The 22728-nt window shown below is 71.0% G+C and carries 21 protein-coding genes; 7 read left to right on the top strand and 14 right to left on the bottom strand.

From position 1 onward, the window contains the following. The first annotated feature begins 73 nt into the window (after positions 1 to 73). Positions 74 to 1984, top strand: a complete 1911-nt coding sequence (locus DY240_RS17875) for an ABC transporter ATP-binding protein (protein WP_199701691.1) — start codon at positions 74 to 76, stop codon at positions 1982 to 1984. 629 nt (positions 1985 to 2613) lie between these two features. Further along, complete coding sequence (locus DY240_RS17870; RefSeq protein ID WP_199701689.1) at positions 2614 to 2943, top strand: hypothetical protein; 330 nt, start codon at positions 2614 to 2616, stop codon at positions 2941 to 2943. A 4-nt stretch (positions 2944 to 2947) separates the two neighbouring features. On the opposite strand, the gene DY240_RS17865 is transcribed toward DY240_RS17870, so the two are convergent. The 6 genes from DY240_RS17865 to DY240_RS17840 form a co-directional block, all read right to left on the bottom strand. After that, positions 2948 to 3937: a Gfo/Idh/MocA family protein gene (locus DY240_RS17865; RefSeq protein WP_119661199.1), complete on the bottom strand. Its 990-nt coding sequence runs from the start codon at positions 3935 to 3937 to the stop codon at positions 2948 to 2950. Further along, complete coding sequence (locus DY240_RS17860) at positions 3934 to 4938, bottom strand: Gfo/Idh/MocA family protein (protein ID WP_119661198.1); 1005 nt, start codon at positions 4936 to 4938, stop codon at positions 3934 to 3936. Before DY240_RS17860 ends, DY240_RS17865 begins: the two co-directional genes overlap by 4 nt. Next, on the bottom strand, positions 4935 to 5819 hold the full coding sequence (locus DY240_RS17855) for a carbohydrate ABC transporter permease (RefSeq protein WP_119661197.1): 885 nt from the start codon (positions 5817 to 5819) through the stop codon (positions 4935 to 4937). The genes DY240_RS17860 and DY240_RS17855 overlap by 4 nt, the downstream gene beginning before the upstream one ends. Before the next feature lie 10 nt (positions 5820 to 5829). After that, entirely contained in the window at positions 5830 to 6801 is a 972-nt protein-coding gene (locus DY240_RS17850) for a carbohydrate ABC transporter permease (RefSeq protein ID WP_119661196.1), read from the bottom strand. A 70-nt stretch (positions 6802 to 6871) separates the two neighbouring features. Continuing rightward, positions 6872 to 8188, bottom strand: coding sequence for an ABC transporter substrate-binding protein (locus tag DY240_RS17845; RefSeq protein WP_119661195.1), 1317 nt, complete (start codon positions 8186 to 8188; stop codon positions 6872 to 6874). Positions 8189 to 8283: 95 nt separating this feature from the next. Next, entirely contained in the window at positions 8284 to 12828 is a 4545-nt protein-coding gene (locus tag DY240_RS17840; RefSeq protein WP_233552784.1) for a family 16 glycoside hydrolase, read from the bottom strand. Between the two features lie 342 nt (positions 12829 to 13170). Here DY240_RS17840 and DY240_RS17835 point away from each other — a divergent pair, with 342 nt between their 5' ends. From DY240_RS17835 to trxA, 3 genes are read left to right on the top strand one after another with little or no spacing between them, the layout of a single operon-like run. Continuing rightward, positions 13171 to 14337 carry an ROK family transcriptional regulator gene (locus tag DY240_RS17835; RefSeq protein WP_119661194.1) on the top strand — a complete coding sequence of 389 codons (1167 nt, stop codon included), beginning with the start codon at positions 13171 to 13173 and terminating at the stop codon, positions 14335 to 14337. A gap of 44 nt (positions 14338 to 14381) precedes the next feature. After that, a complete protein-coding gene (locus tag DY240_RS17830) occupies positions 14382 to 14756 on the top strand; it encodes a MerR family transcriptional regulator (RefSeq protein WP_119661193.1) in 375 nt (124 codons plus the stop codon). Continuing rightward, a complete protein-coding gene (gene trxA / locus DY240_RS17825) occupies positions 14753 to 15076 on the top strand; it encodes a thioredoxin (RefSeq protein WP_119661192.1) in 324 nt (107 codons plus the stop codon). The genes DY240_RS17830 and trxA overlap by 4 nt, the downstream gene beginning before the upstream one ends. Before the next feature lie 275 nt (positions 15077 to 15351). Here the strand turns inward: trxA and DY240_RS17820 are convergent, their stop codons facing one another. Further along, positions 15352 to 16149, bottom strand: coding sequence for a class I SAM-dependent methyltransferase (locus tag DY240_RS17820; protein WP_119661191.1), 798 nt, complete (start codon positions 16147 to 16149; stop codon positions 15352 to 15354). A 69-nt stretch (positions 16150 to 16218) separates the two neighbouring features. On the opposite strand from DY240_RS17820, the gene DY240_RS17815 reads away from it, so the two are divergent. Both DY240_RS17815 and DY240_RS17810 read left to right on the top strand, forming a co-directional pair. Next, a complete protein-coding gene (locus DY240_RS17815; protein ID WP_119661190.1) occupies positions 16219 to 16902 on the top strand; it encodes a GH25 family lysozyme in 684 nt (227 codons plus the stop codon). Between the two features lie 621 nt (positions 16903 to 17523). Further along, positions 17524 to 17931 carry a hypothetical protein gene (locus DY240_RS17810; RefSeq protein WP_119661189.1) on the top strand — a complete coding sequence of 136 codons (408 nt, stop codon included), beginning with the start codon at positions 17524 to 17526 and terminating at the stop codon, positions 17929 to 17931. A gap of 12 nt (positions 17932 to 17943) precedes the next feature. On the opposite strand, the gene DY240_RS17805 is transcribed toward DY240_RS17810, so the two are convergent. From DY240_RS17805 to cysN, 7 genes are all read right to left on the bottom strand, one after another. Then, complete coding sequence (locus DY240_RS17805; protein WP_119661188.1) at positions 17944 to 18900, bottom strand: hypothetical protein; 957 nt, start codon at positions 18898 to 18900, stop codon at positions 17944 to 17946. Continuing rightward, entirely contained in the window at positions 18897 to 19352 is a 456-nt protein-coding gene (locus tag DY240_RS32100) for a lasso peptide biosynthesis B2 protein (protein ID WP_158602897.1), read from the bottom strand. The genes DY240_RS17805 and DY240_RS32100 overlap by 4 nt, the downstream gene beginning before the upstream one ends. Then, on the bottom strand, positions 19349 to 20446 hold the full coding sequence (locus DY240_RS17795; RefSeq protein WP_158602896.1) for an asparagine synthase-related protein: 1098 nt from the start codon (positions 20444 to 20446) through the stop codon (positions 19349 to 19351). Before DY240_RS17795 ends, DY240_RS32100 begins: the two co-directional genes overlap by 4 nt. Before the next feature lie 200 nt (positions 20447 to 20646). Further along, a complete protein-coding gene (locus DY240_RS34135) occupies positions 20647 to 20790 on the bottom strand; it encodes a lasso RiPP family leader peptide-containing protein (RefSeq protein ID WP_119661186.1) in 144 nt (47 codons plus the stop codon). 174 nt (positions 20791 to 20964) lie between these two features. Beyond that, entirely contained in the window at positions 20965 to 21099 is a 135-nt protein-coding gene (locus tag DY240_RS17785) for a lasso RiPP family leader peptide-containing protein (protein WP_119661185.1), read from the bottom strand. A gap of 67 nt (positions 21100 to 21166) precedes the next feature. Further along, the gene (locus DY240_RS17780) at positions 21167 to 21430 is read right to left on the bottom strand and encodes a PqqD family protein (protein ID WP_119661184.1); all 264 of its coding nucleotides are present in this window, start codon (positions 21428 to 21430) and stop codon (positions 21167 to 21169) included. Between the two features lie 47 nt (positions 21431 to 21477). Continuing rightward, a complete protein-coding gene (gene cysN, locus DY240_RS17775) occupies positions 21478 to 22728 on the bottom strand; it encodes a sulfate adenylyltransferase subunit CysN (protein WP_119661183.1) in 1251 nt (416 codons plus the stop codon).

Here is a 22728-nt window from a genome sequence, read left to right as displayed (position 1 = left end):
AGCGGGAGCCGGCCGACGCCGCGGCGCTGGCCGCCTACCTGGACGCCGTCGAGGCACACGCGCGGGCGGCGACGTGACGCCCCGGCACGCGGCCGGGCGGACGCACCCCGGCCCTCCGCCCGACGACGACCCGCCGGCCAGCGACGACTATGTCGACCTCGCGGCGTCGGCGCGGCGGCAGCGGCGGTCGGTGAGCCGGCTGCGCGCGCTGATCGGGCACAGCATCCGGCTCACCTGGTCCGCCGATCGCAGGGCCTTCGTGATCACGACGGTGCTGCAGCTGCTCGGCGCGGCCGTCATCGCGGCGCAGGTGCTCATCGTCAAGTCGGTGCTCGACGCGATCCTGGTCGTCGGCGACGGCGGCGGCGTCGGACCGGTCGTGCTGCCGGTGGTGCTGCTGGCCGGGGTCACGGCGCTGGTGGCCGTCGCGACCGCGGTCCAGGCCAACCAGCAGCGGCTGCTGTCGGAGCTGGTGCTGCGCTCGACCTGGCAGCAGCTGCTGGACGTCGCGGGGGCGGTGGGGCTGCGGGCGTTCGAGTCGCCGGGGTTCTACGACCGGCTGCAGCGGGTGCAGACCAACGCGCTGAGCCGGCCGTACCAGCTCACGCAGGGCCTCGTCGGCCTGGCCGGCGGCCTGGCCGGCTGCGTCGGACTGTCCGTCGCGATCATCAGCCTCGAGCCGGCGCTGCTGCCGATCCTGCTGCTGGCCGGCGTCCCGCTGTTCTTCACCAGCCGCCGCGAGAGCCGTCTCGAGTTCGACTTCGCCGTCGCCCAGACGCCCCGGCTGCGGCTGCGCCAGTACCTCGGCCTGGTGCAGACCGGCCGCGACGAGGCGAAGGAGGTGCGCGCGTACGGGCTCACCGGCGCGCTGCGCGCCCGCTTCGACGCCGTCTACGCCGCCTACACCGACGACCTGCGGGCACATCTGCGCCGCCGCACCCGGCTGGCCGTCGCCGGCAACCTCACGTCGGCGGCCTTCCTGGCCGCGACGCTGCTGGCGCTGGTCTGGCTCGTCGGGCGGGGACGGGTCACGCTGGCCGAGGCCGGCGCGGCGATCGTCGCGATCCGGCTGCTGGCCACCCAGGTCGGCACGCTGTTCAAGGGGGCGCAGCAGATCTTCGAGTCCGGGCTGTTCCTCGACGACCTCGACCGGTTCGTGGCCATGCGGCCGGAGGCCGAGCAGGCCGAGGCAGGCGCGCCGGCGCCGCCGTCCTTCCAGACCCTGCGGGCCGACGGCCTCAGCTTCACCTACCCCGGCAGCACCGCACCGGCGCTGGACGACGTGTCGATCCGGCTGAACGCGGGCGAGATCGTGGCGCTGGTCGGCGAGAACGGCTCCGGCAAGACGACCTTGGCCAAGCTGCTGGCGGCGCTCTACGAGCCCGACGGCGGCACGATCAGCTGGGACGGCATCGACGTCGCGGCGTACTCGCGACCCGGGCTGCGCCGCTCCGTGGCCGTCGTCTTCCAGGACTTCGTCCGCTACCACCTGTCCGCCCGCGAGAACATCGGCCTGGGCGACGCCGACCGGATGGACGAGATCGACGCGATCGCCGCGGCCGCCCGCCGGGCCGGCGTCGCCGACGTCATCCAGGATCTGCCACACGGCTGGGACACCGCGCTGTCGAAGATGTTCAAGGGCGGCCGCGACCTCTCGTTGGGCCAGTGGCAGCGGGTGGCCCTGGCCCGCGCGTTCTTCCGCGACGCCCCGTTCGTCATCCTCGACGAGCCCTCGGCATCGCTGGACCCGCGGGCCGAGCACGCGCTGTTCCAGTCGCTGCGCGACCTGCTCGGCGGCCGGACGGTGCTGTTCATCTCGCACCGCTTCTCCACCGTCCGCACCGCCGACCGCATCTACGTCCTCGAGCGCGGGCGCGTCACCGAGCACGGCTCGCACGACGAGCTCATGGCCCGCGACGGCCACTACGCGGAGCTGTTCCGCCTGCAGGCGGCCGCCTACCTCGCCCCCGAAACGTCGCACTGACACGTGGGCGACGCTGCTCAGCACGCCTCGGCGCGCTGTGTCGGGCTGTGGACAGCGATGATCATCCCAGGATCGCCCACATCACGAGGCTTACGTGAGCTTCAACACCCCTACAGCCGTGGTGATGCTCGGGTAATCCTCGTGATGGCCCGGCCGAACGCACCGGCGTCACAGTCGCGGCCCGGATGTCACGGCCGAGGACTTCGGGCGACGAAACCTCCGCGGACCCGATAGACATATGGGCGCGCCGAAGCGGACCGGCCTTGCATCCTTCGTTCGTTGTCGCTGCACAGATCACATTTCGATCAGTGAACCAGTGCCACGACCAGATGCTGCCGCAACGCCGCCGTCATGGGCAGTACCGCGACGCATGTCGTGAATGTCCGTTTCTCCGCGCGTCTCGTGTCCCCCGATGTTTCAACGTGTCACACGTCCGCGGTGACGCTGCGCGAGACGTGTGGTGAGTGTCACTCTGGTGACATCTCCTAGAGAGCGCGGAGGGACGGCCCATGGCGATCGGGGTGCGCCGAGCGGCCGTCGACCCGCGCACCACAGGCCGGCGTGGCGGCCGGTCGGACCAGCCAGGTCCCGGCCGCCACGCCTGATCAACGAAACGGGGAACGAGTCACGTGAGCCAGCCCGCTCAACTCCCGCGCCGCTTCGCCCTGCACCGCCGTTACGACCTCAGCGGCGTGTCCGGCACCGGCATCATCGCCTACGGCACGCAGTACCCCACCGGCCGCACCACGCTCGCCTGGTGCTGCTCCGACGTCCAGTCCGTCGGCATCTACGACGACATCGACGACGTCGAGCGCATCCACGGCCACGGCGGCCTCACCGAGATCCGCTGGATCGACCCGCCGCAGGTCCCCGAGCCGAGCCTCGGCGCGTACCCCGCCGGGCTGACCGTCCTCGCCGGCCGCGCCCGCTGCGCCACCGCCGCCCAGCACAGCGCGTAGGTCGCTACGCCACGGCGACCGGTTCGCCCGTGGCGGCCGACCGGTACGCCGCCAACGCCACGCGCGTTGCCGCCAGTCCGTCCTCGCCGGTGACCGATGGCGTGCGCCGGTGCCGTGCGGCGTCGAGGAACTCCTCGATCATGCCCTGGTTGGCGTCCGAGCCCCACATCGGCCAGCCGAGCTGCCCGAGCGAGCCGCCGTGGACGGTGAGGTGCTGGCTGAAGGCGTCGACGGCGACCACGCCGTGTTCGCCGACCAGCCCGAGGGTGAGGCCGCCCCAGGTGGGGTAGCCCTCGGGACGGCTCCAGCTCGAGTCGATCGTCGCGATGACGCCGTCGGGATAGGTGAGCATCACCAGCCCGCCCGTCTCGACGGTGACGGTGTCGCGGTGCAGGACCCGGTTGGTGACGGCGTACACCTCGACGGGATCGTGGCCGAGGTACCAGCGCAGGATGTCGGCGAGATGGACCGTGTGGTCCATGATGGCGCCGCCTCCGGCCAGCACGGGGTCGGCGAACCAGGCGCCGTGCCGGGTCGGCAGCACGCTCTGGTTCGTGCCGGTGCACGCGTACACCTGGCCGAGCGCACCGTCGGCGAGCAGCGCGGCGGACTCTCGCAGTGGCGGGCTGAACCGCATCGGGAACGCGGTCATCAGTGGCACGCCCGCCTCGGCGCAGACCTCCACGATGGCCCGGGCGTCGTCGTCGGTCGTGGCGAGCGGCTTCTCGCAGAGCACGGCGACCCCGGCCGCCGCCGCCTGCTCCACGAGACGGCGGTGGTGCACCGTCTCGGAACCGACGACGACGGCGTCGACCCCCGCGTCCAGCAGCTGCTCCGGCGAGGAGAACCACGGCACCGCGTGCGCGGCCGCCCACCGGGTGCCGCGCTCGGCGTCGTCGTCGGTGACGCCGGCCACCTCGGCGCCGGCGGCGCGGACGTTGCCGACGTAGGCGTCGACGTGCACGTGGGCGGTGGACAGGAACCCGACTCTCATGCGACCTCCTCCACGTTCGCGGGACGGCCACTCGCGATCGACCGGCCGACGGCGGCTGCGATGCGCACCGCGGCGAGCGCGTCCTCGGCCGTGACGATCGGCGCCGCCGCACCGCGGACGACGTCGAGGAGATGGCGCAGCTGGACCGCATACGGTGACTCGGCGAGCGGGCTGGACGGCAGCGGCATCTCCCCGGACCCCGTGCCGGCCCGCAGGATCGGACGTACCGGCGCGCTGCGGTCGGAGTCGAACTCGAGGACACCGCCGGAGCCCGCCACCTCCCCTCGGGTGCGAAACGTCGGCGGAGGGTAGGCCCACGACGCCTCGACATGGCTGATCGCACCCGACGAGTGCCGCAGGATGGCCAGGACGTGGTCGGTGGCAGCGTCGGGGCGAGCGGCCCGGACGCTGCGCGCGTACACGCTCTCGACGTCGCCCGCGATCCAGCGGGCGTAGTCCAGATCGTGCACCATCAGGTCCAGCGGGAGTCCGCCCGAGCGTGCCTCGTCGAGGTACCAGTTGCCCGCCGGCTTCGCCGGCTGGAAGGTCGCCCGAGTCAGCCGGACCACCGCCGGTTCGCCGATCACTCCGGCGTCGACCGCCGCCTTCGCGGCCGCGTACTCGGGGAAGAACCGCACGACGTGAGCGGGCAGCAGCGGCACCCCGGCCTCCCGGCACACCGCGATCATGTCCGCGGCCTCCCCGGGTGTTCGTGCCAGCGGCTTCTCGCAGACCACGGCGCGCCCGGCGCGAGCCGCGCGGACGGTGACCTCGTGGTGCCGGTCGGTGGGCACGCAGATGTCGACGAGGTCGACCAGGTCGAGGAGCTCGTCGAGATCGGCGCACGCCTTCATCGCGTACTCCTCGGCGAGCCGCGCGGGCGGGTGGGTGGATCCGCCGACGATCGCGGTGAGCCGGGCCTGCGGACAGGCGGCCCACGCCGCCGCGTGCACCGAACCCATGAAGCCCGCGCCGACGATACCGACCCGCGTCCGGTTCACTTGACCGCTCCCGACGTCAGACCGCGGACGAACTGCCGCGAGAAGATGATGAACAGGGCCAGCATCGGCAGCGCCGCCAGCGTCAGCACCGCCAGAACGGCGTTCCAGTCGCTGACGAACTGCCCGAGGAACAGCTGCGTGCCCAGCGTGACCGTGCGGACGCTCTCGCTGGGGGTGAGGATCAGCGGGAACCACAGGTCGTTCCAGATCGGAAGCATGGTGTAGACGCCGATGGCCGCGAGCCCCGGCCGCACGAGCGGGAGGGCCAGGGCGTACACCCGGTACTCGCTCGCGCCGTCGATCCGGGCCGCGTCCTTCAGGTCGCCTGGCACCTGTCTGAAGAACGCCGTCAGCACGAACACGGCCAGCGGCAGTCCCATGGCGGTGTACACCAGGACCAGTCCGGCCAGCGAGTTCACCAGGCCCAGCCGGACCATGAGGTCGAGGATGCCGACCGTCCCCAGCCGGATCGGGATCATGATCCCCACGGCCAGGTAGAGCGAGACGACGGTGATGCCCGCGAAGCGGTACTCGGCCAGGGCGAACGCGGCCATCGACCCGAGGAGCAGCACCAGGAACACCGTGCTGACGGTGACGATGAAGCTGTTGAGGAAGTACAGCTCGAACCGGGCCCGGGTGAAGACCGTCTCGAAGCCCGCGATGTCGAAGGTGTCGGGGGTCGGGAAGGCGAACGGCTGCTCGAAGATCGCCTGCCGGGACTTGAACGCGTTCATGACGATCAGCGCGATCGGCCCGCACGCCACGACGACGTAGGCGATCAGCACGAGATGCGGAACCGCGGCTCCGGCCCGTGCCCGCCACGGCCGGCCCGCCGCGGGCGATCGCCCGACACCGCGGACCGGGGTGCTCACAGCGCTCACTCTGGGCTCCTCACAGTTGATAGCTCTCGACGCGCCGCTGCCAGCCGTAGAAGTACAGGAGCACGCCGGCCAGGATGAGCAGGAACATCATGGTGGCGACCGTGGCGCCCATGGTGCTGGAGCCCTGCTGCAGCTGGAAGCCGAAGAACGTGCGGAAGAACAGCGTCCCCATGATGTCCGAGGCGAAGTCCGGCCCGGCCAGTGCGCCCTTCACGGTGTAGATGAGGTCGAACGCGTTCATGTTGGCGACGTAGGTGACGACGGAGACGATGCCGACGGTCGGCAGGATCAGCGGGAACTTGACCCGCCAGAACGTCGTCCACGCGCTGGCGCCGTCGACGGTCGCCGCCTCGGTGAGCTCGTCGGGGATGCTGATGAGAACGGCGTAGAAGAGGATCATCGGGATGCCGACGTACTGCCACACCGACATCAGGGCCAGCGTCACCAGCGCGGTGCTCGACTGCCCGAGCAGCGGGGTGTCGACGAAGCCCCACACCGGGCTGATGATGAGCTGCCAGATGAAGCCGACGATCACCACGCTGAGCGTCGTCGGCAGGAACAGCAGAGTGCGGTAGGTGCCTCTCCCCCGCAGCGTGGGCGTGGCCAGCAGGGCCGCGAGCAGCAGGCCGATCGGGTTCTGCACCACGAAGTGCACGGCGAAGAACACCAGGTTGTTCCACACCGCGTTCCAGAACGCCTCGGAGAGCAGGTCGTCGGTGAGCAGGTGGACGAAGTTGTCCAGCCCGACGAACGTCTGGACGCCGTCGCGGGGCGCGAACATGCTCAGCCGCAGCGAGTCGAGCAGGGGGTAGACCATGAAGATCGTGTAGATCGCCGCCGCCGGCACGATGAACACGATCAGGTGGGTGGGGAACCGGCGGCGCGGCCGGGCGGCGGGTGGCGCTGCCGCGCCCGCGCCGCTCGCCGCGGTGTCGTCGACGCCGAGCCCGTCGGGCGGCTCCGTGGTCCGCAGGGGGGTCATGGGTGCTCCTTCGCGGAAGTGGGGTGTGGCGCGACCGTCCGGCGGTGCGCGCCACACCCGCTCCTTCGACCTACTGCTGGGGCTCGTACCAGCGGTCCAGGCCCGCCTGCGCCTGCGCCGCGGCCTCCTGCGGCTGGACCGTGCCGTTCAGCACCTGCGCGCTGAGGTCCCACAGCTGGTTCTCGAGGTTGGGCTCACCGCGCGAGAGGATCTGGTACGAGTTCCGGATGGTCGACTCACACCGATCGCGCCAGCTCAGGAACTCCTGCGCCAGCGGATCGTCCACCTCGACGTCGTGATCTGACATCGGGAAGAACCCCGGCAACGCGTTGGCATAGAGGTCGGCGAACTCGGCCGTGGTCGTCCACTCGAGGAACGTCCTCGCCTCCTCCGGATGTTCGGTGGCCGCGTTCATGCCGATGCCGATGTCGGTGTGGTCGCTGATGTAGCAGGCGTCCTGGCCCTCCGGCAACGGAGGGGCGAACGCCCCCATCTCGAAGTCCGCCTGCTGGTTGAACAGCGCGATCTCCCAGGAGCCGGCCGGGAAGATCGCCCCGCGGCCGAGCGTGAACATGTTCTGCGAGTCGGGGTAGGTCAGCGACTGGTAGCCGTCGGGCAGGTACTCCGCCCACGAGGCGAGCTCGGTGAATGCGGCGACGTACTGCTCGTCGTCGAACCGCTCGGTTCCGGCGATCAGCGCCTGCCGGCCCTGCTCGCCGTTCCAGTAGTTCGGGCCGATGTTCTGCAGGCCCATGGTCGCCGCCTCCCACTGGTCGGCGGTGCCCATCACCAGCGGGGCGTAGGTGCCGTCGGCGGCGATGGTGTCGAGGACCTGGTGGAACTGCTCCTCCGTCTCCGGCGGCGTGAGACCGAGCTCGTCGAAGATCTCGACGTTGTAGAGGAAGCCGTGGATCACCGATGCCATGGGGACGCAGAACGACTCCGAGCCGTCGTCGGTCGACCACGCGGCGCGAGCCACGTCGCCGAAGGCGTCCATGCCGGGCAGGTCGGTCAGCGGGGCGAGATGTCCGTCCTCGTAGAGGCGCAGCGAGACGTCGAAGGGGCGGCACGTGATCAGGTCGCCCGCCGTCCCTCCGGAGAGCTTGGCGTCGAGCGCGGCGTCGTACTCGTCCGGCGCGGTCGGCTGGAAGGTCACCCGGATGTCCGGATGCTGGTCGTGGAACGCGGGCAGGATGACGTCCTCCCAGATCGCGAGGTCGTCGTTGCGCCAGCTCTCCATGACGAGCGTGACCTGGCCGCCGTCGCCGCCGGTCTCCGCGTCGGCGCCGGCGTCGGTCTCCTGCCGTGGATCGACGCTCTCGCCACAGGCGGCGAGCACCAGGACTGCACCCACGGCCGGTGCCAGCCGGCCGAGTCGGTTCGACATGAGATCTCCCGTGAGGTTGGAGGGCGGAACGGCCTTCGTCCGGCGCCGGCCCGCGGGTGGCGGACCGGCGCCGGACGTCGGCTGTCAGCGGGGGGTCAGGACAGCGACCACGACATCCGGCTCGACGCTCCCGGCTTGCCGATGTCGCTGCGTGCGGCGGTGCGGACGATGGCGCCTCGTTCCCTGCCGTCGAGCACGCCGTCGGCCACCAGGTGATCGGTCACCTCCGTGACGTGCCGCAGGAAGGCTCCGTGGGTGTTCCACTCGGCCTCGTCGAGGATCAGGTCGTTGACCGTGCATCCGTCCTCGAGCGCATAGCTGGGCACGCCGCTGTCGTCGTCGCCGATCATGACGGTCTCGCGCGGATCCGGGGCCGGGCAGGGGCCCGGATCGCCGTCGCCGATGGTGAACTCGACCGACTGCCAGTCCTCGACGTTGCCGGCCACGTCCACCGACCGGAACTCGACGGTGTGCGTGCCGGGCTCGGTCACGGTGATCGGCTCGCCGTAGGCCACCGGCTCCTCCGCACCGGCCATCCGGTAGTGCGTTTCGGCGACACCGGACGTGGCGTCCTGAGCGTCCAGGGTCACCGTGACCGGGCCGGTGTAGACGTCGCCGGCCTGCTCGCCCGCGAGGGTGGCCGTGGTGGCCGGCCCCGTCTGGTCGATGAGGAACTCGATCTCCTCGATCCCGGTCTCCACCGGCGGCTCGCCACCGGACGGCGTCACCTCGAAGGTCGCCACCATGCCGGCCCACGTCGTCGGGTCGTCCGGGTCCGGCCGGTTCGAGTGCGGCGTGCAGTAGACGTAGTACGTACCCTCCTCGGTCGCCTCGAAGAAGAACGGGTCGTCCTCCCAGTCGTCGCCGAGCGGACGAGACGCCAGCACCACGCCGTTCTCGTCGGTGACCACGACGTCGTGCGCGTAGCCGGGGACGTACTGGAACTTGACGGTGTCGCCCTGCCGCACGCTGAACTCGGTCTCGCTGAACCCGAAACCACCGGATCCGACGAGGATCTCCTTCTCGGCCGGCTCGCCGCCGCCGTCGCCCGGGATGACCGCCTTGTAGTCGATGTTGTAGACGCCATCGGCGTCGAACACCACCGGCTCGGTCCACGCGCGCCACTGCGTCTCGTCCGTGCGCGGCCGCCAGTACAGCTCCGCCTCCGGGTCGTTGGACTCGAGGGTGAGCGTGACCGGCGAGACGTACCAGCCGCCGGCGCCGTCGGGCTCGGCCGGGTCGACCGAGGCGTCGACCGTCAGCTCGTCCTCGATCTCCTTGATCCAGACGTTACGGAACTCGACGCTCTCGCCGGCGGCCTGCCCCGACGAGTGGTTCTGCAGGCCGACGTAGCCCTCGAGGGGACGGCTGCCGTCGCCGGTGAACGTGGTGACCTCGGTGCCGTTGAGCGTGACGCGGTACTCCTGCCCGATCACCTCGATCTCCATCGTGTTCCACTCGCCGATCGGGTTGGTGGCCAGCGTCTCGGCCGGTGCGAAGTTGTAGATCGCGCCGGTCCGGGTCAGCGGGTTGTCGGTGGCGTCGTAGATCTGCACCTCGTGGCCCTCGTCGATCGTGTTCGTCGGGTCCCCTTGCGGGTCGGGGAAGCGGACGTACACGCCGGAGTTGTCCGTCGGCGCGTGGACCCGGAAGTCGACCCGCATGACGAAGTCCTCGAACGTCTGCCGGTCGTACCAGAGCAGGCCCATGCCGCCGTACGGCTCGAGCAGCCCGCACTCGTCGATCTCGAAGCCGCCCGGACCGGCCATCGTCCAGCCGTCCAGCGTCTGGCCGTCGAACAGCGGCACGAAGCCCGCCGGCGGCGTCTGCGGCTCGGGGCACTGGTCGTCGCCGAGCTCCTTGATCCAGATGTCGCGGAAGAACACGTTGTCCGACACGCGGTTGTTCTGGATCCCGACGAACCCGGAGGCGAGGTCGCGTGCGGGGTCGTGGTTGTGGAACTCGTTGACCAGCACGTCGTTGATCCACACGCGGATCATCGGGTCGTCGACCTCGATCTCCATCTCGTTCCACTGACCGGGCACGGTCGGGAACGACGTCGGGGCCTGGAAGGTGTAGATCGAACCGGTCTTGGAGCTGTCCGCGGCACCGGGAGAGCCGCCTGTGTCGTCGATCTGGATCTCGTAGCCCTGGCGCACCGCGACCCACGGGTCGTCACCGGGGTCGGGGAACCCGATGAACACGCCGGAGTTGTCGTCGGCGGCCACGGCCTTGAAGTCGAGGTGCAGGCGGTAGGACTCGAACTCCTCCTCGTGCCACAGCATCCCGAGACCGGCCGCGTCGCCGACCGACTCCAGCGCGCACGAGCCCGCCCGCTCCCCGTCCGGGACGATCGCGAACCCACCCGGACCGGCCTGGTTCCAGCCGGTCAGCGTGGCGCCGTCCCACAGCGGCCGGTACCCGGCGTCCACCGTCGGTGCGGCGCACGCGGGCTCCTCCGGGACGCACAGCGAGAAGCCCGAGAACGACGCCGTCAGCGGGTCCTCGATCTCCGCCGGGCCGTGGGCGGCGAAGAAGCCGAACGTGGGCGCCTCGTAGTTCGAGATCGGCGCCGGCCGCCCGACGTTGACCCAGGTCACGCCGTCGCGCGAATAGGCGGCGCGCACGTTCTCGCCGTCGCCGGTGAGCCGCAGCTGCAGCGTCAACGGCGCGGCCGCGATGGTCGCGTTGTCGACGCCGCTCTGGTACCGGATCTCACCGTTCTCGTGGTACAGGTACTCGAACCGGCCGTCGGCCGCACCGCCGTAGGGCGGGAAGTAGGCGGCCTTGGTGAAGTTCTGGTCGTCGTCGTAGATGATGAACCCGGCCTGGTCGTGGCTGGTCACTCCGGCCGGCAGCTCGACGGTGACCTGGGCGACCCAGTTGCCGTCCGGCACCGGAGCCATGATCAGGTTCTGCGCGGTGGTGTTGATGTTGCCGCTCAAATGGTTGCTGATCATGTCGCCCTGCAGCATGTCGATCTCGAGGGCGCCGTCGGTCTGCCGGTACCCGTCGGCGTTCTCGCGCACGATCGTCGACCAGCGCTCCCGGTCCAGCTCGGTGCCGGCGAAGTCGTCGTTCACGCACTCACCGACGCCGGGGCCGCCGCCGAGGTAGTCGACCCGGTACAGGCCGGCGTTCGGGCTGCTGCCGAACGCGCCGCCCTCCAGCACGTACAGCGAGCCGTCCGGGCCGAACTCCCCGTCCATCAGCCCCGACCAGGTCTGGCCCGGCATGAAGTCGTCGATGGCGACGACGGTCTCGTTCTCGTCCAGCTCGACCGTCTTCACGTGCCCGCGGTGGAAGTCGAGCAGGAACCAGCGCCCGTCGTAGTGTTCGGGGAACTTCGTGTCGGACTGCAGATCGGCGTCGTAGCGATACACTGGGCCGGACATCGGCCCGCCCGCGCCGGACCCCATGTTGAGGAATGGCTCGGGGATCGGGTTGATCTCCTGCGCCGGCCAGCCGACCCACGTCTCGGGCCAGCCGGCCCAGCTGCGCGGGTAGTAGATGGTCGCCGGCTTCACCGGCGGGAGCTGGTCGAGCCCCGTGTTGTTCGGCGAGTCGTTGACCGGCCCGTTCTGGCAGTCGTAGAAGTCGCCGAGGGGCTGGTTCGTCGCGTAGTCCCACGGACGGTACGGGTAGTTGTTGCCGATGCAGAACGGGTAGCCGAAGTTGGCCGCCTCGGACGTCGCCATGTACTGGTCGAAGCCCCACGGTCCGCGCTCGGTCCACTCGCCGAGCCGGTCCGGGCCGTAGTTGCCGATGTGCAGCCGGTCGGTCGCCGGGTCGATCGAGATCCGGAACGGGTTCCGGAATCCCATCGCATAGATCTCCGGGCGGGTCTTGCCGCCGCCCTCCTCCTCGCCCGTGAACAGGTTGCCGTCCGGGATCGTGTACGTGCCGTCCGGCTGCGGGGTGATGCGCAGAACCTTCCCGCGTAGGTCGTTCGTGTTGCCCGACGTCCGCCGGTCGTCGTTGTACCAGTGGGTCGGACGGCTGTCGAGCGGCGAGTACTGCTCGTTCAGGTCCGGCGGCGACTCGTCACCGGTGCTCAGGTAGAGGTTGCCGGCGGAGTCGAACTCCAGGTCGCCCGCGACGTGGCAGCAGTGCGTCTTGTTGTAGGGCACCTTCAGCATGACGATCTCCGACGAGACGTCGAGCTGGTCGCCCTCGACGACGTACCGGGAGAGGTAGTGGGCGTTCTCCTCCCGGCTGGTGTAGTAGACGTACACCCAGCCGTTCGTCGCGAAGTCCGGGTCCAGGGCCAGGCCCAGGAGGCCGCCCTCCTGGTTCTTCGATCCCTGGAAGTCGGGATTCGGCGGCAGCGGGTGGTCGTCGAACACACTCAGCTCGGCCGCCACGGTCACCTGTTCCGTATCCGGGTGATAGACCCGGATCACGCCGTCGCGGCTGGTCATGAAGACGCGGCCGTCGTCGGCGATGTCCATGGACATCGGCTGGGAGATACCGGGGGCCACCAGCACCTTCTCGAACTCGTCGGCCGCGGACAGTTCCGCGAACGTGCTCTCGGTGTCGGCCGGAGGCTCGACGGTCTGGGCGGTGGCCGGCGCGCTGACCAGGACGGACATCAGCAGCGCCAGGAACAACAGTAAGGATGCGGATCGCTTACCCAACATGGCTTCCTCCGGGGGGAGACCGGTAGTGACCTGAACGAACGCGTGGGGACTACTGCGTGGAGTTCATGGGTAGCGCCCTGCATGTGCCGGCAAGCAGAGCCTCGAATCGAGCTGACGGGGCGGTGATTGCGGTACTCAGACGAGGTACGGTCGGGCGACCTCCCGAGCGTCGGCGGCGGGTACGGCGGCCCTCCGACGGTGTCGTCAGTGCGCCGCCTAGACTTAGTAAAGAAACTTCCTTCACTATGTGTGAATGATCACTATGTTGGCACGACACGTCGGTGTCAAGGGGGCGGAGTGAAGCAAACCGGACATGGCAGCGGGCCGCAGGTGCTTCGGCTCATGAACTGCGCGGCGGTCCTCAGCGCCATCCGCGCCGCGGGGACGGCGCGCGTGACCGAGCTCGTCCAGGCGACCAGTCTGTCCCGCCCGACGGTCACCGCGGCGGTGTCGACGCTGATGGCCGACGGCTGGGTCGAGGAGACCGAGGCGCCCGACCCCGATCTGCCCCGCATGGGGCGGCCGGCGCGCGTGCTGCGCTTCCGCGCCGACGCGTGGCACGTCCTCGGCATCGACGTCGGACCGCACAAGATCTACTGCGCGGTCGCCGATCTCAGCGGCCGGGTCGTCTCCTATGCACGTCGCGACGTCACCGCGACCGGCACCCATGCCGAGCTGCTCGACCAGGTCGAGGCGACCATGCGGACGGCGCTGGACCAGGTGTCGATCCCGGCGGCTGACGTCGCGGCGGTGGGCATCGGTACGCCCGGCATCGTCGACGACAGTCGCGGCGCCGTCGTGCAGGCCCCGTCCGTCCCCGGATGGAGCTCGCTGGAACTCGCCAGCCTGTTCCGCCGCGGGCTCGACTGCCCGGTGCGGGTCGAGAACGACGTCAACCTCGCCGTCATGGCCGAACGGTGGAACGGGACCGGCGGCGACGCCGAGAACCTCATCCTCCTGCAATGGGGCGCCCGCATCGGCGCCGCCGTGCTGGTCGACGGCCGGCTGCACCGTGGCGCCCACGGCGCGGCCGGCGAGATCGGCTTCCTCGAGCTCGAGGAGGAACCGCAGGGCGTGCAGGCCGACGGGCTCGGCCCGCTGGAGTCCGCCGTCGGGACGTCGTCGATCCTGCGCCGCGCCCGTGAGCTCGGCGACGACCAGAGCGCCGACGCCGCGGCCGTCCTCGCCGCGGCGGCCGGTGGCGACCCCCGGGCGCTGCAGGCCGTCGACGAGGCCTGTGCCCGGCTGGCGCGCGGCCTGGCCTCCTTCGTGTCCGCCATCGACCCCGAACTGGTCGTCATCGGCGGCAGCATCACCCTGGCCGGCGACGTCATCGTGGCCGGTCTGCGCCGGCACCTGAACCGGCGCACGCTGGTCGAGCCGCGGCTGGAGCTGTCCCGGCTCGGCGACGACGCCGTCGCGCTCGGCGCCGTCCGGCTCGCCCTCGCCGACGCCGAACGCCGCCTCCTCGACGTCTACGCCACGCCACCCACCGTCGAGCACGCCTGACCGCGTCTTGCCTTGACGCGCGCGTCAAGGATTACCGTCGAGGCATGCGAATCGGCGACCTCGCCCAGCGCGCCGGCACCACCACGCGCGCGCTGCGGTTCTACGAGTCCCAGGGCCTGCTGATGGCGCAGCGCGCCCCGAACGGCTACCGCGAGTACGACGAGGACGACCTGCGGCTGGTCACGGAGATCCAGACGCTGCAGGGCATCGGTTTCAGCCTCGACGACACCCGCCCGTTCGTCGACTGCCTGCGCTCCGGCCACGAGTCCGGCGACTCCTGTGCGGACTCGATCGAAACCTACCGGCGCAAGCTCGCCGAGGTCGACGGCTACCTCGACCGGCTGACGGCGATCCGCGCCGGCATCCGGGCCAAGCTCGACGACGCCCAGGCGCGGGCCGAGCACCGGGAGCGGCCATGACGCTGACCGTCACCGACGAGACGTTCGACCGCGAGGTGCTGCACAGCGACATCCCGGTGCTGGTCGACTTCTGGGCGCAGTGGTGCCCGCCGTGCCACATGATCGCCCCGATGCTGGCCGAGCTCGCCGACGAGCTCGACGGCACCGTCGCGATCCGCAAGGTGAACACCGACGAGCACCCCGAGCTGGGCGCCCGCTACCGCATCATGTCGCTGCCCACGCTCATGCTGTTCGTCGACGGCGAGCCGGTACAGGCGCTGGTCGGGGCGCGGCCGAAGGCCCGGCTGCTCAAGGAGCTGGAGGACGCGCTCAGCCGCTGACCCGGACGCCGCCGCGGACGGCCCAGGGACCCGCAACGACAGCAAACCCACGCCGTCGCGTTGAGCATGGAGAAATGCGGCTTCCAGGCGACCTGGAACCCGCATTTCTCCATGATCGACTTCGGTCGGCGCTGGTGGGGCTGTTGCAGATGCGAGGTGCGACCGAGCACGGCCGACGATGCTTCGGCGACGGGCCGACCGTGGCTCTAGAGGTGGCCCGCAGGCCGCGACCGCTCCCCTCGGCCGCAGGACTCACGGTGTCCATCTCGCGACCCTCAATTCCGTACCGAGCGTCGCACGCCGCGGACGGCCCAGGCGCGGGCGGTCAGCGTGATGGAGCCGTCCGCCGCCACCGGCAGCCGCTCCCGCACAGCGTCGCGGATGGCGTCCTGCCGCGGCCGCGGCAGCGTGGCCAGGTATCCCGGTGCCGCTCCCTGACCGCCGAGGAACGGGCTCCAGTAGTCGTCGAACGTCGCGAACACTGTCGGGATGTCGATGGACCGGACCGTCACGTCGGACAGCCCGGCAGCCAGCCACAGGTGACTCAGCGGCTCGGGCCGGCACAGCGGGAACCGGGCACCCTCGTCGAGGCCGGCGCCGGCCGGGTCGACGTCCGCGGCGGCGGCCCAGAAGTGCCGCATGAGCTCCATGCCCTCGGCGTAGTCCCACACGTACGCGGCGACGACGGCGCCTGGCGCGGCCACCCGGACGAGCTCCGCGACCGCGGCCGCGGCGTCGGGCACGAAGTTGATCGCCAGCCCGCTGACCACGGCGTCGGCCGCGCCGTCGCCGACCGGCAAGGCCGCCGCGGAACCGACCTCGAACGTCGCGCCGGGAACCTGTGCGCGGGCCGTCTGGAGGAAGCCGTCGGACGGGTCGACGCCGAGGACGGAGGCCGGTTCGGCGAGCGTCAGCACGGCCTCGGTGAGCGCGCCGGTGCCGCAGCCGACGTCCACCCACCGTGCGCCGGCGGGAACCTCCAGCCACGGCACGAAGGCGGCGGCGACGCGGCGGCTCCAGCGCCCGACGTACGCCTCGTAGGCGTCGCCCTGATCCCACACGTCCGGTGCCATGCCGCGACGATACGTCCTCCTGGCCGGTTAGGGTGGCGGACGAAGAGTACGGATCAGGGGGAATCGCCTATGCGCCGACGCATCATCGTCACGGTCTCGGTGGTGGTGGTCGCGGCATTCGGGCTGGGCGCGGTGCTCTGGTTCGGCATCATCCCGCACTGGCGGCCGGCGCTCGAGCACGGCGAGCGCTACGGCATCGACGTCTCGGCGCACCAGGGCGAGATCGACTGGGACGCCGTCGCCGGCGACGGCATCGAGTTCGCCTACATCAAGGCCACCGAGGGCCAGGGCTGGGTCGACGACTGGTTCGAGGAGAACTGGGCCGGCGCCGGCCGCGTCGGGCTCGACCGCGGCGCCTACCACTTCTTCACCCTCTGCGCACCGGGCGCGGCCCAGGCCGAGAACTTCCTCGCCGTCGCGCCGCCCGACGACGACGCACTGCCGCCGGTCATCGACCTGGAGCTGACCGGCAACTGCAGCGAGCGCCCGCCGGCGGACGCGGTGGCCGCCGAGGTCGACGCGTTCGTCGAGCGGGTCGAGACCGCGTGGGGCCGCGACCTGCTGTTCTACGTCCGGCCCGACTGGGACGACCTCTACCCGGTCCGCGACGGCCTGGATCGGCGGCTGTGGGACTACCGCTTCTTCCGCCGGCCCACGGACGAGCGGTGGCACGTCTGGCAGGTGAACACCTTCGCCCGGGTCGACGGCATCGACGGCCCGGTCGACCTCGACATCATGCGCGACGGCGACTAGTTCGCCGAGTGAGTCCGCGTGACCTTCACCCCCCGGGGGTGCCAGTTCTTCGTCCACCTATCAGAGGGACGGGTGCGTGTGGCGACGGCAGGACGCTTGGGAGTCGTCGATGGGAACGGTCGTCTTCGATAGCTGGCGTCGGGTTCTGGGCGCCGCTTCGGGCGTAGAGCGTGAGTTTGGCTGTCGAGGTCGGCTCCAGGTGTTGAGGACGCCCGCTTACCGGCGTGCCAACAAGCCCGAGTGGCCTGCGGCGGCGCTCCTCATGCTGATGAGAAGCACCTCACTCGCGTCAGGACCGGATCGAGACCAGAGCGACGCTCTGACGTGGTCGCGCCGCGGGTGAGGTGCACCGATCCCGTCTGACCAATAGACCCTTCGTGGTGCGCGCGGGCAACGAGGCTGCTCGGAACGTGAACCGCGTCGCGCCGTACGGCTCCTCGGCGCCGAGCGCGAACACCGTCGCGGGCGAGAGGCGGAAGACGTACCACGGCGGCCTGGCCTGCTCTCCGACGGTCGACCTGGCCCGTCGCCGGAACTCATCGCGCGAGACGTCCGGGTTTGCCCCGATGTGGGCACGGGAAGAGATGTCTACTGACACGCCGCCTGCGGAAAGGACCCGGCATGATCGTGCTCGGACTGCTCCTCCTCGTCGTTGCCGCGGCAGCGGTCGTCGTCGCCGTCATCGCCGGCGGCGATACCGTCGCACTCAGCGCGTTCGACGTCGACCTCGACTCGCCGGTCTGGGGCGTCTTCGCCGCGGGGGTCGCCGCCGGCCTGCTCCTGCTGCTCGGCATCATGGCGATCGTCGCCGGGGTGAACCGCTCGCGCGCCCGGCGCGAGGAGATCGAGTACCTGCGCGAGCAGGTCGCCCGGCACGAGCGGAACGCCGGCCGCGACGCCGACGAGCCCGAGGTGGGCGACTGGCTCGGCCAGGCACACGCCCGCAACCGCACCGACACCGTCTCGGCCGAGACGCCCGCCCGGTCCGGCGCCACCTCCGGCGCGACCCCGCTCTACCGCCAGGGCTGACGGCGGGAGCGCTCAGCCGGCCGGCACCCCGAGGCCGACGGCGTCGGCGATGGCGGGCGCGATCGCCGGCGAGAACGGCGGCCCCCACGGCACGTGCGCCACGAACACCGGCACGCGTTCGACGATCTCGCCGGCCTGCTGGAACTGCCGGTCGAGGATGTCGGGGTCGGTCCAGCCGAGCAGCCGGGGGAACCGCAGCAGCGTGATCAGCGCCTCCATCGCGCCCATGCGGGTGAGCTCGATCGCCTGCCGCTCGCGGTCCGGCAGCGGGAACACGATGCCGGCCAGCGGGACCCGGTCGGCCTGGGCCGTCACCACGCTGAGCGCGTCGCGGGCGTCGCTGGTGAGCCGGCTCGACGGGGCCACCGCGAACTGCTCGACCAGCTCGGCGGCGGACTTGCGCAGCCGCAGCTCCGTCGCGCCCAGCCGGCAGGCCAGCCGGTCGTCGCCGTCATCGTCCAGCCGGAGCACGTCGTCGGTGATCAGCGCGCCGCCGGCCGCGCACATCAGCGTCGCCATGGTCGACTTGCCCATGCCGGACCGGCCGACGAACGCCACCGCGCCGGCGCCCAGGTGGACGGCGCTCGCGTGCAGGACGACGTGGCCGCGGATCGTGACGAGGAACGACAGCAGCGCTCCGGCGGTCAGGATGCCTGCGACCCCCGGGTCGGCGCCCTCGACCACGTGCACCCGTACCGAGCGGGCGTCCGGCGCGACCACGAAGTCGCAGGTCCGGTAGAACCGCAGCATCCAGCCGCCGTCGCCGGTCCGGGTGAACGTGTAGTACGGCTGGTCGGTCTCCAGGTGCGCCAGGACGCGGCCGGCCGGTGGCTCCAGCGTCAGTGCGACGGGGTCGCCCCAGCGGATGTCGACGTCCGGCTCACCGTCGACTCCGACGGCGCGGTCCTGGTGCAGCGGGACCTCCGAGGCCACGCTCAGCCCGTAGAGCAGCTGCCGTTCCGCGCTCATCGCAGCCCGCCCATCGCCTCGAACGCCTGATACGTGGCCGCGCCCACGGGGTCGAGGCTCACGCCGTCGATCTCCAGCCACGCGTGCGCCTGGATGCGACCCTCGATCTTCGCCACCCCCACCCGCAGCACCGGCCTCCGGCGACGCAGCACGTGGCCGCTCACCAGCGCCCGGCGCAGGCAGGTGTCGCCGAACGGCCAGTGCCGCAGCACCCGCCAGACCGCCCGCAGCCGTCGCCGTTCCGCCGCGGTCAGCCGCGTCGTGCCGCCGTCTGCCGGCATGAGCGGCGATTCCAGCTCCAGCCCCAGCGGCGCGCCCAGCCAGGCGGCCAGCCGGGGCAGCCGCATGACCCGCAGCCCGGCCTCGACCGTCGCCGCGATGACGACGGCCGCCACGACGGACGGCCACTCACGCGCCGGGACGGCCCGGACCAAGGACAGTGGATTCCTCACTCGGCACCTCGCGGGGGACTGGGCTGCGCGGCCAGCCAGGCCTGCTGCAGCAGCGTGCCGGACAGCGTCGAGGGCCGGTCGGACAGCCAGGCCGCGCGCAGCGCCTCGGGGTCGACGAGCTCCGGGTCCACCCCGGAGCCGTCCCAGTCGCGGGCGAACGCGCGCGTCGGCTCGCCCATGTAGGCGCGGTCGAAGCTGGCCTTGCTGGACCGGCGCAGGATCTCGTCGGGCAGCACGTCGGAGAACAGGATGCGCATCAGCGCCGTCCGGCCCGCGAACCCCCACCGGCCGCCGAACCGGGTGAGCGCGGCGAGGAACCCGGTGTCGAGCAGCGGGTGCCCGACCCAGACGCCGAACTCCGCACCCAGCGCGTCGTAGTTGGCGAGGACGGCCTCGACGGCACGGCGGTGCCGCACCCACCAGAGCGACCGGTCCCACGCCAGCGGTTCGGACGCCTCGTCGGCCGCGAGCAGGCGCCGGTGGCGGCGGACGACCGCCGGGCGCAGCCACGGCTGCTGCGCGTCGCCGGCCATCTGCCGGCGTACTCGCGACCGGCGCACCGAGCCCGGCGCGAGCGCCGCCGCCGTGGCGACCAGCAGCTGCGGGCGGGGCCGGCGCCGCTTGCGCACCAGCAGCGTCACCGGCGTCGTGCGGCGCGGCCCGATGATCTCGTCGCCGCCCTCGCCGGTGAGGATCGAACCGCCCGCGACCACCTGGAACAAGGCGTCCTTCACGTGGAACGGCGGTGGCCAGAGCACGCCGCGGCGCAGCAGGCTCGCCCGCGCGCCTTCGCCCAGCAGGTCGCTCTCGCCCCGGATCGGCAACCGGACCCACTCGGTGAGGCGCAGGTGGTCGACGACCAGCCGCTGCCAGCCGGACTCGTCGGCGTCGGGGACGTCCGGATAGACCTCGGTGACGGGGACGGGGTCGGCGTGCCCCTCGCGCCGGGCCAGCGCCGTCGCGGCGGCCAGGATGGCCGACGAGTCACGCCCGCCAGAGAACGACACGAAGCACGGCGCGCGCAGCAACGCCGGCCGGATGGCGTCGTCGAGCGCCTCACGCGGGGTCGCCGTGGTCGGCGGAGGCGGCGGCACTCGGAACGAGCCGTGCACCCAGGACGTGGCGACCTCGAATGAGGAAAGACGGAAATAGCGCGGCGAAGAATTCGCCGAATCGGCATCGATTCGCGCCGCTGCGGAGAATGTACTCACGCGATGCTCCCCTGACACCACGAGCGAGACACGGCGGAGCCGCCGGAATCCGGGCGACTCCGCCGTGCTCGACATTGACGGCGTCAGGAGAGGCCGCCACCGCCCGGCGGACGGTCGTTCCCCCACTTGAACCAGAGGAACTGGTCCGACGAGCCCTGGCCGCCGTGCGCGAGCGTCAACTCACGAACGGAACCGACCTCTTCCAACACGGGTGGCTGATATGCCATAGCCGTGCCCCCCTTTCTGACCCCCTCTGCGGAGGCGGTAAGAGCAGAGCATCCACCAATGCCCTGCTTTCCAACAGCCGCGATCGTACCGTCAGAAAGCCGTTACCGGAGGTTTTCGCGGTAATTTTCTCGGTCGATGGGCTTTCGTCCGGTGCCGTCCCGGCGACCGGGGCGTCAGGACAGCACGCCGCCGGGGTCGTTGTCGTAACGGAACCACTGGACCTGGTCGGATCGGCCACGGCCGCTCGCGGCGAGCGTGAGTTCGCGGACCGAGCCGATCTCCTCGAGCGTCGGCGCTTCGTACGCCATCGGAGCCCCCACTTTCCTATCTGCGGATGGTGTATTGCGGTGCCGGCGGCTTGCGCCACCGGACGGATCAGGAATCGGCGGAGTCGAGAAGGTTCCGCTCGCGGAGCATGGCGATGAACGTCTCGGCGTCTGCCGTGGCCTGGTCGGCCGGAATGCCGTACGCCTCGACGAGGCCGTCGGCGAGCTCGGCGGTGGTGCGGTCCTCGGCCAGCAGCCGCATGATGGTCGACCCCGCGGCATTGGTCTTCAGATACGTCGACGACGAGAGATCGAGAATGACCGTCTCGCCGTCGATCTCGCGCCAGCTGACGCCAGTGGTGCGCAGTTTCATCGGCCCCCCAAAGAATCCTGCTACGGCGAACTGTAGCGCACCCTCGCTCAGCTCGCCGAGGTGATCATGCCTGCGCCCACGGTGCGGTTGGTCGACTCGTCGATGAGAATGAACCCGCCGGTCTGCCGGTTGCGGCGATACTCGTCGGCGAGCAATGGCACGGTCGTGCGCAGCCGCACCCGGCCGATGTCGTTGAGGCCGAGCTGTGTCGCGGTGTCGTCGCGGTGCAGCGAGTTGACGTCGAGCCGGTACTGCAGCTCCTTGACCAGCGCCCGCGCCGACCGCGTCGTGTGCTTGATCGCCAGCTTCTGGCCCGGCGCCAGCGGCGTCTCGGCCATCCAGCAGACCATGGCGTCGATGTCCTGCGCGACCGCCGGCTGGTTGTGCGGCCGGCAGATCATGTCGCCGCGGGAAATGTCGATCTCGTCCTCGAGCCGGATGGTCACCGACATCGGGGCGAACGCCTCGCCGACCGGGCCGTCGGCGGTGTCGATGCTGGCGATGCGCGTGGTGAACCCGCTCGGCAGCACCATGACCTCGTCGCCGGCCTTGAGCACGCCGCCGGCGACCTGCCCGGCGTAGGCGCGGTAGTCGGTGCGCTGCAGCGACTGCGGCCGGATGACGTACTGCACCGGGAACCGGACGTCGACGAGGTTGCGGTCGCTGGCGATGTGCACGTGCTCGAGGTGGTGCAGCAGCGACGGGCCCTCGTACCACGGCATGTTGGGCGAGCGGCTGACGATGTTGTCGCCGTGCAGGGCGGAGATCGGCACGACGGTGAGGTCGGGAACGTCGAGCTTCGTCGCGAACGAGGAGAACTCCTTCTCGATGGACTCGAAGACCTCCTGCGACCAGTCGACGAGATCCATCTTGTTCACCGCGAGCACCAGGTGCGGCACCCGCAGGAGCGACACGAGGAACGCGTGCCGGCGGCTCTGCTCGACCATGCCCTTGCGCGCGTCGACCAGCACGATGGCGAGGTCGGCGGTGGAGGCGCCCGTGACCATGTTGCGGGTGTACTGGATGTGCCCCGGGGTGTCGGCGATGATGAACTTGCGCCGCGGCGTCGCGAAGTAGCGGTACGCGACGTCGATGGTGATGCCCTGCTCGCGCTCGGCGCGCAGGCCGTCGGTCAGCAGCGACAGGTCGGTGTACTCGTCGCCGCGCTGCTGGCTGGTGCGCTCGACGCTCTCGAGCTGGTCGGTGAAGATCGCCTTGGAGTCGTAGAGCAGCCGGCCGATCAGCGTGCTCTTGCCGTCGTCGACGGAGCCGGCGGTGGCGAACCTGAGCAGATCCAT

The sequence above is a fragment of the Jiangella rhizosphaerae genome (assembly GCF_003579925.1).
GTDB classification, from domain to species: Bacteria; Actinomycetota; Actinomycetes; order Jiangellales; family Jiangellaceae; genus Jiangella; species Jiangella rhizosphaerae.
This window is presented reverse-complemented; position numbering and strand designations above follow the sequence as displayed.

Excerpts from the sequence above, each read along its gene's own strand:
- DY240_RS17865 (WP_119661199.1), bottom strand. The coding sequence starts at position 3,937 with ATGAGAGTCGGGTTCCTGTCCACCGCCCACGTGCACGTCGACGCCTAC.
- DY240_RS17850 (WP_119661196.1), bottom strand. The coding sequence starts at position 6,801 with ATGACCCCCCTGCGGACCACGGAGCCGCCCGACGGGCTCGGCGTCGAC.
- DY240_RS17845 (WP_119661195.1), bottom strand. The coding sequence starts at position 8,188 with ATGTCGAACCGACTCGGCCGGCTGGCACCGGCCGTGGGTGCAGTCCTG.
- DY240_RS17840 (WP_233552784.1), bottom strand. The coding sequence starts at position 12,828 with ATGTTGGGTAAGCGATCCGCATCCTTACTGTTGTTCCTGGCGCTGCTG.
- DY240_RS17835 (WP_119661194.1), top strand. The coding sequence starts at position 13,171 with ATGAACTGCGCGGCGGTCCTCAGCGCCATCCGCGCCGCGGGGACGGCG.
- DY240_RS17830 (WP_119661193.1), top strand. The coding sequence starts at position 14,382 with ATGCGAATCGGCGACCTCGCCCAGCGCGCCGGCACCACCACGCGCGCG.
- trxA (WP_119661192.1), top strand. The coding sequence starts at position 14,753 with ATGACGCTGACCGTCACCGACGAGACGTTCGACCGCGAGGTGCTGCAC.
- DY240_RS17820 (WP_119661191.1), bottom strand. The coding sequence starts at position 16,149 with ATGGCACCGGACGTGTGGGATCAGGGCGACGCCTACGAGGCGTACGTC.
- DY240_RS17815 (WP_119661190.1), top strand. The coding sequence starts at position 16,219 with ATGCGCCGACGCATCATCGTCACGGTCTCGGTGGTGGTGGTCGCGGCA.
- DY240_RS17810 (WP_119661189.1), top strand. The coding sequence starts at position 17,524 with ATGATCGTGCTCGGACTGCTCCTCCTCGTCGTTGCCGCGGCAGCGGTC.
- DY240_RS17805 (WP_119661188.1), bottom strand. The coding sequence starts at position 18,900 with ATGAGCGCGGAACGGCAGCTGCTCTACGGGCTGAGCGTGGCCTCGGAG.
- DY240_RS34135 (WP_119661186.1), bottom strand. The coding sequence starts at position 20,790 with ATGGCATATCAGCCACCCGTGTTGGAAGAGGTCGGTTCCGTTCGTGAG.
- DY240_RS17785 (WP_119661185.1), bottom strand. The coding sequence starts at position 21,099 with ATGGCGTACGAAGCGCCGACGCTCGAGGAGATCGGCTCGGTCCGCGAA.
- DY240_RS17780 (WP_119661184.1), bottom strand. The coding sequence starts at position 21,430 with ATGAAACTGCGCACCACTGGCGTCAGCTGGCGCGAGATCGACGGCGAG.
- cysN (WP_119661183.1), bottom strand. The coding sequence starts at position 22,728 with ATGGATCTGCTCAGGTTCGCCACCGCCGGCTCCGTCGACGACGGCAAG.